The sequence below is a fragment of the Halobacillus salinus genome (assembly GCF_004684905.1).
GTDB lineage: Bacteria > Bacillota > Bacilli > Bacillales > Halobacillaceae > Halobacillus > Halobacillus salinus.
The window spans coordinates 509,703-522,203 of the sequence record NZ_SRJC01000001.1 but is presented as its reverse complement, the minus strand read 5'-3'; the positions used below and the strand labels follow the sequence as shown (position 1 = coordinate 522,203).

At 44.5% G+C, this 12,501-nt stretch carries 13 protein-coding genes and 1 tRNA gene; 3 read left to right on the top strand and 11 right to left on the bottom strand.

Annotated elements, in window-relative coordinates; translation table 11 throughout:
* Positions 1-213 precede the first annotated feature (213 nt).
* The 9 genes from E4663_RS02945 to trpE form a co-directional block, all read right to left on the bottom strand.
* Positions 214-286 (bottom strand) — tRNA-Ala (locus E4663_RS02945).
* Positions 287-403: 117 nt separating this feature from the next.
* Positions 404-1,819 (bottom strand): sodium:solute symporter family protein, encoded by a 1,416-nt coding sequence (locus E4663_RS02940; protein ID WP_079479339.1) that lies wholly within the window; start codon positions 1,817-1,819, stop codon positions 404-406.
* Positions 1,820-2,173: 354 nt separating this feature from the next.
* Complete coding sequence (locus tag E4663_RS02935; protein WP_135326636.1) at positions 2,174-2,767, bottom strand: anthranilate synthase component II; 594 nt, start codon at positions 2,765-2,767, stop codon at positions 2,174-2,176.
* A gap of 24 nt (positions 2,768-2,791) precedes the next feature.
* Entirely contained in the window at positions 2,792-3,595 is an 804-nt protein-coding gene (trpA, locus tag E4663_RS02930) for a tryptophan synthase subunit alpha (protein WP_135326635.1), read from the bottom strand.
* Complete coding sequence (gene trpB / locus E4663_RS02925; protein WP_135327554.1) at positions 3,585-4,787, bottom strand: tryptophan synthase subunit beta; 1,203 nt, start codon at positions 4,785-4,787, stop codon at positions 3,585-3,587. The genes trpA and trpB overlap by 11 nt, the downstream gene beginning before the upstream one ends.
* Positions 4,771-5,427 carry a phosphoribosylanthranilate isomerase gene (locus E4663_RS02920; RefSeq protein WP_135326634.1) on the bottom strand — a complete coding sequence of 219 codons (657 nt, stop codon included), beginning with the start codon at positions 5,425-5,427 and terminating at the stop codon, positions 4,771-4,773. Before E4663_RS02920 ends, trpB begins: the two co-directional genes overlap by 17 nt.
* Positions 5,424-6,188 (bottom strand): indole-3-glycerol phosphate synthase TrpC, encoded by a 765-nt coding sequence (trpC, locus tag E4663_RS02915; protein ID WP_135326633.1) that lies wholly within the window; start codon positions 6,186-6,188, stop codon positions 5,424-5,426. Before trpC ends, E4663_RS02920 begins: the two co-directional genes overlap by 4 nt.
* Positions 6,181-7,203 (bottom strand): anthranilate phosphoribosyltransferase, encoded by a 1,023-nt coding sequence (gene trpD, locus E4663_RS02910; protein WP_135326632.1) that lies wholly within the window; start codon positions 7,201-7,203, stop codon positions 6,181-6,183. The genes trpC and trpD overlap by 8 nt, the downstream gene beginning before the upstream one ends.
* On the bottom strand, positions 7,200-8,702 hold the full coding sequence (trpE, locus tag E4663_RS02905) for an anthranilate synthase component I (protein ID WP_135326631.1): 1,503 nt from the start codon (positions 8,700-8,702) through the stop codon (positions 7,200-7,202). The genes trpD and trpE overlap by 4 nt, the downstream gene beginning before the upstream one ends.
* Before the next feature lie 344 nt (positions 8,703-9,046).
* Between trpE and E4663_RS02900 the strand changes: the two genes are divergently transcribed.
* Both E4663_RS02900 and E4663_RS02895 read left to right on the top strand, forming a co-directional pair.
* Positions 9,047-9,817 (top strand): SDR family NAD(P)-dependent oxidoreductase, encoded by a 771-nt coding sequence (locus tag E4663_RS02900; protein WP_135326630.1) that lies wholly within the window; start codon positions 9,047-9,049, stop codon positions 9,815-9,817.
* 272 nt (positions 9,818-10,089) lie between these two features.
* Positions 10,090-10,281 (top strand): hypothetical protein, encoded by a 192-nt coding sequence (locus tag E4663_RS02895; RefSeq protein WP_135326629.1) that lies wholly within the window; start codon positions 10,090-10,092, stop codon positions 10,279-10,281.
* 38 nt (positions 10,282-10,319) lie between these two features.
* Here the strand turns inward: E4663_RS02895 and E4663_RS02890 are convergent, their stop codons facing one another.
* A complete protein-coding gene (locus tag E4663_RS02890; protein ID WP_135326628.1) occupies positions 10,320-10,718 on the bottom strand; it encodes a GNAT family N-acetyltransferase in 399 nt (132 codons plus the stop codon).
* A 194-nt stretch (positions 10,719-10,912) separates the two neighbouring features.
* On the opposite strand from E4663_RS02890, the gene E4663_RS02885 reads away from it, so the two are divergent.
* A complete protein-coding gene (locus E4663_RS02885) occupies positions 10,913-11,377 on the top strand; it encodes a hypothetical protein (protein WP_079479329.1) in 465 nt (154 codons plus the stop codon).
* A 40-nt stretch (positions 11,378-11,417) separates the two neighbouring features.
* Here the strand turns inward: E4663_RS02885 and E4663_RS02880 are convergent, their stop codons facing one another.
* Complete coding sequence (locus E4663_RS02880; protein ID WP_079479328.1) at positions 11,418-12,488, bottom strand: mechanosensitive ion channel family protein; 1,071 nt, start codon at positions 12,486-12,488, stop codon at positions 11,418-11,420.
* Positions 12,489-12,501: the final 13 nt, after the last annotated feature.

Genomic DNA, 12,501 nt, shown 5'->3' with positions numbered 1-12,501 from the left:
AACAATTGGTATATTGGACTAATTATATTAGACTAATAAAAAAAACGACACGGAGGTGTCGTTTTTGGAAAGATATGAGAGTAGCGGGATCCAGCTCTCAACAATAGACTTGTTGCTGCTTTAAGTATTTGTCATTGCCGTGTTGCTTATAAAGAAGCTTTAACCAAAACTTTCACATAAGAAAAACCCTTGATTTACAAGGGTTTTGGGTAGTGGAGCATAGCGGGCTCGAACCGCTGACCTCTACACTGCCAGTGTAGCGCTCTCCCAGCTGAGCTAATGCCCCATGTTTAATTATTCCGACAAAATCTATTATATACGAATCTCACAATCCATTTCAAGTATTTTTCTTCCAAAATAATCACCCCCTCAAAGCTATCGCTAAGAGGGGGAGTTTTAACATTTATGCGTTAGAAGTCGATTCACGTGTTTGGTAGTTATTGTTGCTCGTTAACAATGTACCCACAATCAAGACGATTACCGCAACCGGAACGGCTACGACAACACTATTGACTTCAAATGGTTTCTGTAAAATAACTTCCCATGTCAGCGTCGCTACGACACCAGCGATCATGGAAGATACACCACCGATTGCATTTACGCGTTTCCAGAAGAATACGGCGAGTACGGCTGGTGTTAAGCCTGCTCCATAAACGGTGTAGGCATACATTTGAACACTTAATACTGTTGGGAAATAACTGATAATAACAAAGGCGAATACACCTAGTGCGACGATGAAGATTCGTGTCATTGATAGAAGCTTCTTATCAGAAGCATCTTCGTTGATGTATTTACCATACAAGTCATACGTTAAGTTCGTTGCTGCGGAAAGCAGATACGAGTTCCCTGTCGTGATAATGAATGAGGCAGCAGCGGCTAGCAAGATACCACCGACAGCTACAGGCATTGCAACAGTCGTCGCCATCAACGCCATTCCTGGGTCGATGTCCGGGAATAGGGAACGGGATGCAAACGCGATGACTGAGATAGATGGTGAAATGAATAGCATAGCAATCAACCATCCTAGTTGAGCGCGCTTGGCTGATTTATTACCTTTAGAAGACGCCAGACGCTGGTACATGTTTTGGTCACCTAGCAGTAAGAATAGAGAAGGAAGCAAGTATCCAATCATTTGGATTGTTGTAAGTCCACCCGTTGCACTCATGTGTGATTCCGGGACATTGGCAACAATTTCGCTCCAACCTCCTGCTACGGCAATAATGGTAGGGACAGTGATGATCAAACCACCGACCATAAGGAAACCACTAATTGCATCCGTTTGGGAAACGGAGCGAAGTCCGCCGATCATTGCAAGGAAGATGATCATTCCTGCACCAATCATGGTTCCTGCCTGGACGCTCATACCCGTCGTAAGATTTAAAATGAATCCGAAGCCTTTCATTTGATACGATACAATGCCGACATAGGCAAGGATGATAATAACACTCGCAATGTTTCGGGATGTGCGCCCGTATTTCGCTTCCAAAATACCGGACACCGTGAATTTACCATATTCGCGGATTTTTGGTGCCACGACATAAAGAATGATAATACCGATTAACGTTGGGAGCATCATCATCAAGGAAGGAAGAATTCCGTAGCTGAACGCCATCGATGTTTCTCCGCCTGAAATACTTCCACTACCTGTCCATGTTGCTAATAATGTACCCATCAATACGAATGGGCCAAGACTCTTTCCTGCGAGTACGAAGTCTTCACTACCCGCAACTTTCTTCGACATAAATATACCGATACCGACCATTACAACACCATAGATAGCTATGTACCATAACAGCGTTGGATCCTGTGTCAATTCCATGACTTATCCATCATCTCCTAGATAGTTTGTTTTGTTTCTCTTGGTGAGTATTCTTATCCATCGGCCGATGTGATAAATCGCTCTCATTTGCGACGTGTTCTACCGTAACACAAATTCGAATCTTGTAAAAATGCCTATTCAGCAATGATTATGAAAGGATTTAGGTACTATTTTTGTATAAGTATATTTTTTCCACCCTTGCTCAGGCTTATAATTTCACCTACTCCAGAATTTGATTGTATTTTTAGAAATTTCAACAAAATAACGTTTACAGGGGACAGAATCTGTCCCAAAAACAGGTCTTTATACCTATAAAAATATTCAAAAAAAAGAGCAAATGTCTTGAAAAGACACTTACTCCCTTCCGCCAATCAGAGGTTGGACACGCTTATTCAGTATATTTTGGATTAACTGCTTTCCATCCTTCGTACCGATCGATTCCGGGTGGAACTGCACCCCTTCAATCGGTAATTCAAGGTGGCGGATCCCCATGATTTCCCCATCGACTGTCGCCGCCGTTACTTCAAAACACTCTGGCAGGCCATCCAAATCTACGATGAGAGAATGATAGCGCATGGCTTCGATTGGGTTGGGTAACCCTTTAAAGATTCCCCTCGCATCATGGAACACATTCGACGTTTTCCCATGCATCAGCTGCTCCGCCCGGACGACTTTGCCACCGAACACTTGGGCGATAGCCTGATGGCCGAGACAAACTCCGAATATAGGCTTCTGTTCTTTGTATTCCTCAATGACACGCAACGTATCTCCTGTCTCATCTGGTGAGCATGGTCCTGGTGATAAGAATATCAAATCAGGATCCAGCTCCTCTAACTCTTCAAAATCGATCTTGTCATTCCGTCTGACAATCACGTCTTCCCCCATCTCGCCCAAGTATTGGACGAGATTGTAAGTAAAACTATCGTAATGATCGATCATATATATCAACTCTGCTCAGCTCCTCTCTGCTCGTTAACCGTTCATCAGTTGTTTGATTTCCTTTGAAAAGTCTTGCAATGCCTCTTCTTTCGCATCGTTTTCTACCTTTTCGAGACCGGATTCTATAACTCGGATAATTTTACTTCCTATAATGACACCATCGGCATGATCGTTTACGAGTTTCACATGTTCATAATTCGAAATGCCGAACCCTACAGCTACTGGCACAGGACTGTACGCTTTTACTTCTTTAATAAAGTTCAAGGCTTCCGCATTCATCTCATTACGCTCACCTGTTACGCCAAGGGTAGAAACGCAGTATAAGAAACCTTTCGCTTGTTCTGCAATCTGTTTGATCCGCTCCTCTGAATTTGGCGCGACGAGCGAGATGAACTCGATTGCCTTCTCATCAGCCAAGTTCCGTACTTCTTCGCTTTCTTCAAATGGCAGATCTGGAATGAGCACCCCTTCTACTCCATTTGCTTCTAACAGGTCAAAGAAAGCATCGTGACCAATTTGCAGCACAGGATTGTAATAAGTGAAAATCACAACAGGAATCTCCACTCCTTGCTTACGCATTTCCGGTACTAATTCAATCGCTTTCCGAAGGCTCATTCCTGCTTTCAGCGCACGCTTGGCCGCACGTTGAATGGTTGGTCCGTCTGCGAGCGGATCCGAATAAGGAACGCCTAACTCCAAGATGTCTGCGCCTTGCTCTTGCAGACGGAGAGCGTACTCAATCGTCATTTCAGGACTTGGGTCTCCTGCGACGACAAAAGGAATGAATAATTGGTTCGTCTTCGTTACTTTGCCTTGAAAGGCCGTTTTAGTGAGCATGGTCGACCTCCTCCTTAAAGTGCTCCATAAGAGTGGCCATATCTTTATCTCCTCTTCCAGACACATTGATTAAAATCGTTTCTTCTTCTGACATGTGAGGTACTTCCTTGAAAGCCTGCGCCAGTGCGTGAGCAGACTCGATAGCAGGAATGATCCCTTCTGTTTCGGTCAGAAGTTTTAACGCATCAAGGGCTTCTTGGTCGGTAATAGCCTCATAACGGACCCGTTTCGACTGGAACAGATGCGCATGCTCTGGTCCAATGCCTGGATAATCGAGGCCTGCTGAGATGGAATAAGGTTCCGTGATCTGACCATTCTCATCTTGCATCAGGTAAGTTAAGGAACCGTGAATAACGCCTGGTGTCCCTTTTGATAGTGTAGCGGCATGTTCCGGTGTATCAATACCTTTTCCAGCAGCTTCTACACCGACAAGTTCTACCTCCTTCTCTAAGAAAGGATAGAACATTCCCATCGCATTACTTCCTCCGCCTACGCATGCATAAATGCGAGCAGGTAAAGCAGGTTCTACTTCTTTAAACTGTCTAAGTGACTCGTCTCCGATCACGCGTTGGAAGTTACGTACCATCCGAGGGTAAGGATGCGGACCGACGACAGATCCGATTAAATAGAAATGATCCTCGCAATTTGCGACCCAGTACCGGATCGCTTCGTTCGTTGCGTCTTTCAACGTACCGTTTCCACTCGAAACAGGGATAACTTCTGCACCGAGAAGCTTCATCCGGAACACGTTCAGTTCTTGACGGCGAATGTCCTCTTCCCCCATGAACACCTTACATTCTAATCCGAATTTCGCTGCAACCGTTGCAGAAGCTACACCGTGCTGACCAGCACCAGTTTCGGCAATGATTTTCTGTTTGCCCATCCGCTTAGCCAATAAAGCCTGACCGATTGCGTTATTCAATTTGTGCGCACCTGTGTGATTCAAATCTTCTCGCTTCAAGTATATTTTGGCGCCTCCAAGATGCTTGGTGACTTTATCACCAAAGGTCAGGGCTGTCGGACGACCTGCATATTCTTGGAGTACGTGATGGTACTCTTTCAGAAATGCCTCATCTTCCATCGCTTCGTCCAGTGCACTCTCTAACTCCTGTAGCGGTCCCATCAATGTTTCCGGAACATATTTACCGCCGAAATCTCCAAAACGTCCTTTGATATCAGGAAATACTTGCAACATTTCGTTCCACCTCTTTCATGATTGCTTGAATCTTCGCTAGGTCTTTCTGTTCGTATGTCTCGCTTCCGCTCGATAGGTCGATACCATCCGGCTCATAAGACAATAAGTCCGCCACATTCCCTGGATTGATACCTCCTGCGATCAGACAAGGTACATCCTGTTCATGCGCAATCTTCTTATATTTCGGGACGGCTTCCCAATCAAATTTAACGCCCGTTCCTCCATCTGCACCTTTCACTTTGGAATCAATCACATATCCATCTGCAACCCCTTGGAAGATATCCATCTGTTTCTCCCCGTCTTGTTCGTGATGGATAACCTTCCAAACGGGTAGGCCGGTAGCTTCTTTCACACTCAACAAGGTCCCTACTGTTTCTTTGCCATGGAGTTGGATGACATCAAGCGGCACAAAACGTAGTACCTCTTCTATTTCACTGATGGTAGGATCTACAAATACGCCGACCAGCTTTTGGTTCGGCCTTACGGTTTTCAGCCAGCGACCTACTTGTTCCGGTCTTACATAACGCTTGGTTCGCTTCACAAAAATGAATCCTATGTGCGTCGCACTAGAAGACGCCGTTTTTGTAAGGTCTGACAGGGAACGGTTCCCACATAGCTTTACAATCGGTTCTTTCACGGTACATACACTCCTGTCATTAGTTGTTGGACCGCATCATGCAAGTTCTCCTTTCGCATCAGAGACTCTCCGACCAAGACACCCTTGGCGCCGTACCGACTGACTTTTTCCACATCTTCATATGAGAAGATTCCACTTTCCGAAACAAGCAGCGACTCTTTCGGTGCAAGAGCAGCCATTCGCTCCGTTTGGGAAAGCTTCGTTTCAAAGGTGTGGAGGTTGCGGTTATTTATACCTAAGATCTTCGGCGTGAATTGAGAAAGGACGTTTTCCAATGTTTCTTCACTGTGCACTTCAACTAATACTTCAAGTCCCAGTTCATAAGCCTGCTCATACAGCTCGTGTAGTTTTTCAGGTTCAAGTGCCTCTCCGATCAGTAGGATTGCGTCTGCTCCGATCAGCGCACTTTCCACCACTTGAATGGATTCAATGATAAAGTCTTTCCTCATCACCGGAACACCGACGACTTTCTTAATGTCTGTCAGGAAATCCCGATGCCCTTGGAAAAAGTGCTGATCTGTAAGAACGGATATAGCCTGCACGCCTGCCTTATCGTAATCATGCGCGATCTTAACAGGGTTGAAGTCCTCCCGGATAATTCCTTTAGAAGGGGAAGCTTTCTTCACTTCTGCAATCAAGCCTGCTTTGTATGGTGAATCGGCTAAAGCATGATATAGGGAATGTTTTTTAAAGGTTTGTTCTTCAGGTAAGTATAGTCGTTCTATTTCTTGCTTTTTCACAGCTAAAATCTTATCAAGCATACTGACGATTCTCCTTTTCTTCGACCATCGAATTTACAAATCGCTGCACAACACCTTCACGAATCGCTTCTTGAACTGCGGTTACTCCCTCTTTCAAGGTCGCAACCTTCCCAGCTACGTACAGACCTGCGGCTGCATTCATGATGACGATAGTGCTTGCACTGTCGTTTGCTTCTCCTGCTATGACTTGAGAGATCATTAATGCACTCTCTTCTTTAGTGTTGATTTGGATATCTTCGAGCTTTCCTCGTTTCAAACCAAGTTCTTCCGGCGTAACCGTAAACCTCTCAATGACACCGTCTTTCAGTTCAACCAAGTCAGTAGGTCCTGTCATCGTAATTTCATCAAGTCCATCTCGGCCGGTTGCGAGGAGAACATGCTTCGATCCTAATTGGTGAAGGGTTTCTGCCATCTTCTCTGCGTGGTTTGTATCGTAAATACCGATCAACTGGCGCTTGGCATTTGCCGGATTAGACATTGGACCAAGCAGGTTGAACACGGTACGGAAACCGAGTTCCTGTCTTGCAGGACCAGCGTGTTTCATTGCTTGATGATAAAGGGGAGCATACAAGAATGTCATCCCTTTTTCCTTCAGAGCCTTCGCACCTTGTTCTGGAGTAGTATCGACTGGGATGCCTAATGCTTCTAATACATCAGCACTTCCGCTCGTAGAGGATACTTTGCGATTTCCGTGCTTGGCGACTTTGACGCCCATGCTTGCAAGCACAAGCGAAACGGTTGTCGACACATTGAACGTTGATGCTCCGTCGCCACCCGTTCCACAAGTATCAACAACCTCATCATCTTGAATAGGAAGCTTTGTCATATTGGCACGCATAGCACGGACAAATCCTGTCATTTCATCTACGGTCTCCCCGCGAAATCTGAGAACACTCAACAGACTCATCAACTGCCCTTGTGTCACTTCTCCGTTCATAATTGCATTCATAGCATCGAACGCCTCTTGTTCACTCATCTCGTCTCCTGCTGCCACTCGGCTCAGCACTTGTTTCATTTCGTCTCCACTCCTTCTCGTCTCGTCTCAAAAACCTGCTCTGCTAACTCGATTGTCTGCTTCAAGGCGCTTGCCTTATTGATCGTTTCTTGAAACTCTGCCTCAGGATCAGAATCTGCTACGACTCCTGCACCAGCCTGAACGTATACGTCTTGACCGATTTTTGTCATGGTTCGTATGGTGATGCATGAATCCATGTTGCCATCGAATCCTAGATAAAGGATGCCACCACCGTACAAATGTCTAGGGGTCGGTTCCAACTCTCTTAAAATCTGCATGGCGCGAACTTTCGGTGCGCCTGACAGCGTTCCTGCCGGAAAGGATGAAACTAATGCTTGAATGGGTGAAACATCTTCCTTCAGCCTACCAGTCACTTTGCTGATGATGTGCATCACTTTCGAGAACCTGCCGATCGTCATGTATTCCGGTACATCCACCGTACCGAATTCACTGACTCGACCAATATCGTTTCGCGCTAAGTCTACAAGCATGCGATGTTCGGCTTTCTCCTTTTCGTCTGATAACAGTTCCTCTGCTAAGGCTTCGTCTTCTTCTACGGTCAAACCTCTTTTTCTAGTTCCAGCGATGGGGTGGATCTCAAGGCGCTGGTCCTGGACTTCAAGAAGTCGCTCTGGAGAACTTCCGATCACCTCTAGTTCCCCGAAGGATAAGTAGAACATGTAAGGGGATGGGTTTACATTCCTTAATACTCGGTACAACTCGAACCCACTACGATCCGTAACAGTATGGAACCGTTGGGATAATACCGCTTGGAACACGTCACCAGCCCTAATATATTCTTTAATTGTCTCGACATCTTGCTTGAATGTTTCTTTTTCGTAATTGCTTGTGAAGGAAAGTTTCTGTTCTGTTGTACTATTTCCGGTCAACATCAAATCAGGAAGTTGAGACTTCGTCCTCAAACGGTGTTGGACATGTTCTAGTCTACTGACTGCTTGACGATAAGCTTCCTCTACATTGTCTTCGACTCTTGCAAACTCGATGATGGTAGTCTCTTTCGTTTTATGGTGATAAACGATCAGCGTCCTGCAAAACAGCAAATGATAGTTCGCAAGGTTCAGGTGATCCTCTTTTGCTTTTGGGACCGGTTCGAAATCGGAGATTGCATCATAGCTTATATAGCCTACGCCTCCACCCTTGAACGGTAGTGGGACGTCAGCTTGTTTCACATTCAGCTGAGCTACTACAGATTCGAATGCCGCTTGAAAACTCGAAGCATGACGAGTTGTATGCTCATGAAAATCTTCAATGAGGAACGTTTGTCCTTGCTGCTTGATTTCAAGCATTGGGTCAAGCCCGATAAATGAATAGTTCGACCAAGTCGATTCCGGATCTTGGCTCTCCAGCATATAGACGGCTTCGTCTTTCAAAGCATGGAACATATGAATAGGAGTTAATGTATCTGTGTAAAAGGATTGGATTACAGGAATTGTCCGATGCGCCTCGGCATCGCTTTTAAAAGTTTCAAATGTGGTCATACGCTCACCTCTCCATTTCTAGGATGGAGAATGAGACGTTGAGGGGTATAAAAGGTGTGGATGAAAATATGGGAAATTCGGCCAGGCTATAAGGGTACACGTCTCCCTTATCCCTAAGCTCACTCTGCTCAACTCATCCTTATGCTAACCTCAACTATACTCTTCTCATTCTCTTCTAAACTCAACTAAATACTTTTTAACAGTCTATAAAATTCAGATAATAATGTCAACAACTAATCTTGATAGAATAGCCACCTAAGGGTTAATAGTTGTCCCTTTGTCAGTTAATCTATATTCTAATTGTAGGAAAGAATTTCAAATAATGCAAAGGAGCGTCGATACCTATGAAACCGACCGCGTTAATCACTGGAGCATCGGGTGGGATCGGATATGAATTCTCCCACCTCTTCGCCAAAGCAGGGTACAACCTAATCATTGTCGCCCGTTCAGAGAGTAAATTGACTCAATTGCAAGAGGAGCTTGAAGGAACGACGGTAACCGTCATCCCGCAAGATTTGGCAGAGCCGGGAGCAGCAGAAGTATTGTACCAGAAGGTCAAGGACCTAGACTTAACAGTAGAAGTACTCATTAATAATGCTGGATTCGGACTGAATGGTCAGTTTGGTGAACTGCCATTATTAGACCAACAGAAAATGCTTCAAGTAAACATCAACGCCCTCACCGAATTAACACATCTTTTCCTAGAGGATATTCAAGCTGCTCCACTCTATGACATCCCGAAAGGCGTTCTGAACATCGCAAGTACAGCCGCTTTCCAACCCGGTCCTAAAATGGCCGTCTATTACGCATCAAAAGCTTACGTCCTCTCATTTACAGAAGCTCTAGTGGAAGAGTACAAAGGGACAGGAATCACGTTTACCACTCTATGTCCTGGTGCGACGGACACAAACTTCTTCAAGACAGCAAATGCAGAACATACGAAGCTCGTCAATACAACGATGGCACCTGACAAAGTAGCTAAAGCAGGATTCTTAGGATTTGTAAAAGGGAAACGTGTCGTAGTGCCTGGCGCAGCAAACCAGTCCCTTGCGTACGCATCTAAGTTTATTCCTCGCTCCGTATCCGCTAAGTTAGCTCACTATATTGATCAATGATAAAAGAAACCTCCGGAATCCGGAGGTTTCTTTTATCATGTTTATACCTGAGTAATCGACACAACACATCCATTTTTGCAGGTCTTAAGGTTAAATGTTATATTTTAACAAAGATGTATGGACTAAACCAATGAAAACTCTCCTTTTCCTCTTGGGAAATCATCACCCTTTTTAAACCCTTAAGCCCTCTTTGGACCACACGACTATCACAACTGCAGATTAAAGGAATTTCCTTTCTTTAGGAGAATGTATATTATGTATCCGACTATCACTTGAAATCATCCACTCGCACGATGATTCATATAGAAAGAAGGTATAGCGTGTTCACTTATGATGAGATTTATGAAGAACTTCTCTTCGAATTCGAGCACAAACTTCAGAGACCACTGAAGGAGAGAGAAGAAGAACTGATCGCGTTTATGGCGGAACATCATTTACAAGATCAGTCCAGAGACTATTCATAAAAAAACCCGAAGCTATTGGGAAGCTCCGGGTTCTATCCTTACATTTCTTCTGATGCTTTACGGAAACCATAGAACGCTCGATAACCGCGACTCTCATAATACCCTTGCGATTGCTGCGTCGCTATCATTTCTATTCTTGTGCTCGGGTAACACTCGTGGGCTAAGCGCACGAGACGTTCCGCAATACCTTGTTTACGATAAGACTCTTTCACGAGGAGTTCACATACATAAAGGGTAGTGGCACCGTCTGTCAGCCCTCTTAAATACCCAATTACCTCATTACCATCCAGTGCAATGAGTGCAGGCTCAGAATTCAGCCAAGAACAAAGCGTTTCTTCATTTTTTTCTACGAGGTTATTCCATCCTTCTTCTTCGTTTAACTGTTGAACGGTTTGAAAATCATTTTCCTGAAATGAACGTACTTCGATGGCTTCCATAATTGTACCTTCCTTCTTGTTGATTTTCCCTCAGTCATTTCACCGGTCGATTTATCTATCTATTGTCTCTACAGAATAATACGAGCCAGACGAAAAATAGTTTCACTTTCGACAAAAATTCTTTTATTTTTTTCATTGGCCTTTATCATCTGCTAAACTATGATGAGGACTAAGGCAAGGAGTGGAAGAAAAATATGAAAAAAATCCTCTTTTTTGTTGGATTCTTACTATTAGTTGGTTGTTCCTCTCAAGATCTTGGAATCACTGACTTAAAAGAAACTTATCCAGATACGTTCGCTAGTGGAGTGGAATCTCTTACAGAGGAACAGCAATCGAAGTTAGGTCTTCCTGACGAGACGCCATTTACCGTTTCTTCGGTTTCCGCTGCAACAAATGACAACCAAACTCAAGTCGAATATCAGTCTGATGGCTCTGAAAAGTTGGTAGTGACGACCGTATATGAGCCAGGTAATGTATTGGAAGAATTGGACCTCCAACTTAATTTGAACTCAGGTGCTGTCGCTGGTGCTGAGGAAAGGGAAGATTCCTTCTATATGGAATGGTATAACGGAGAGGAAGACGTCATCTATCAAATCGAATATTTCGGCAATGGGGAAGAGATGGGTCAAAAAACATTAAAGATCGCCAATTCCATCTGAACCGTAAGAAAAAGACAGGCCTTCATAGCCTGTCTTTTTCTTACGACTTATTCCATTGTTCCGTAATAGAAGCATCTACACTGCGCACGTGCAAATCCCGCTGTGGAAATGGAATTTCGACTTGGTTTTCCCGAAAAATTGCATCAATACGGAAATTCAAAGCACTTCGCAGCCGGATGACATGAGTGGGATCTGAAATCCAGACAAAAAGTTCGAAATTCAAAGATGAATCCCCGAATTCTTTAAAATAGACGAACGGTTCCGGCTTGGATTGAACAGTAGGCGAAACTGCCGCTTCGTCTTCCGCTACCTGAAGGAGCAGCTGCCTTACTAGCTCCACATCACTTCCATAAGCAACTCCGACCGGCATCACGAGCCTCATCACTTTATCGCTGTAGGATCTATTGATGACGTGTTCTTCTAAGAAGTATGAGTTCGGTACGATAATATGCTCGTTATCGAGCGTCTTGATTACAGTCGCCCGCATGTTGATGCGCTGCACATCTCCAATAATGTCATTGACAATTACGCGGTCCCCAACCTTGATCGGTCTCTCAAACAGAAGAATGATACCTGAGATGAAATTGGATGCAATGTTCTGCATACCAAAACCGATACCGACACCTACTACTCCAGCAAACACCGTCAATGCACTAAGCTCAAAACCGACGGTCGATAGGCTGACAACAACAGCCAGCACCATGATGATATAATGGAAGGCTTTATCAAAGGTGAACTGCACCCCTTGATCCAGCTCATACCTCTTATACACTCCAGGGAAAATATAACGACGGACTAAACTGGAAATTCGACTCGTAAGTAAGATGATTAATACCGCAATCAGAATTAGAAATACGGAAACGGGCTCAGAACCGATGGTAAAGAGCGGGCTGAGCATCCACACTGCGCTTCGGAAATAGAACAGAATATAAATGAGCGTACCGTAAATGGTCAACCAATTCACAATTGCTTTGCCCATATAGAACACTCTCGTTCTACTGTCACTCCCCTTCGACCAACGCTTCATCGTGCCGATTATAATCCAGCGAACGACCAATATACCTGTAAAGACAATCAAGAACCAAACAAATGGCTCTATATTAAAAGCCATGCCATCCCTCCCC

Bases quoted from the DNA above. Each gene is read 5' to 3' on its own strand.
- trpD (WP_135326632.1), bottom strand. From the start codon at position 7,203: ATGAAACAAGTGCTGAGCCGAGTGGCAGCAGGAGACGAGATGAGTGAA.
- E4663_RS02890 (WP_135326628.1), bottom strand. From the start codon at position 10,718: ATGGAAGCCATCGAAGTACGTTCATTTCAGGAAAATGATTTTCAAACC.
- E4663_RS02885 (WP_079479329.1), top strand. From the start codon at position 10,913: ATGAAAAAAATCCTCTTTTTTGTTGGATTCTTACTATTAGTTGGTTGT.
- E4663_RS02880 (WP_079479328.1), bottom strand. From the start codon at position 12,488: ATGGCTTTTAATATAGAGCCATTTGTTTGGTTCTTGATTGTCTTTACA.
- trpA (WP_135326635.1), bottom strand. From the start codon at position 3,595: ATGCTCACTAAAACGGCCTTTCAAGGCAAAGTAACGAAGACGAACCAA.
- E4663_RS02900 (WP_135326630.1), top strand. From the start codon at position 9,047: ATGAAACCGACCGCGTTAATCACTGGAGCATCGGGTGGGATCGGATAT.
- trpE (WP_135326631.1), bottom strand. From the start codon at position 8,702: ATGACCACATTTGAAACTTTTAAAAGCGATGCCGAGGCGCATCGGACA.
- E4663_RS02940 (WP_079479339.1), bottom strand. From the start codon at position 1,819: ATGGAATTGACACAGGATCCAACGCTGTTATGGTACATAGCTATCTAT.
- trpC (WP_135326633.1), bottom strand. From the start codon at position 6,188: ATGCTTGATAAGATTTTAGCTGTGAAAAAGCAAGAAATAGAACGACTA.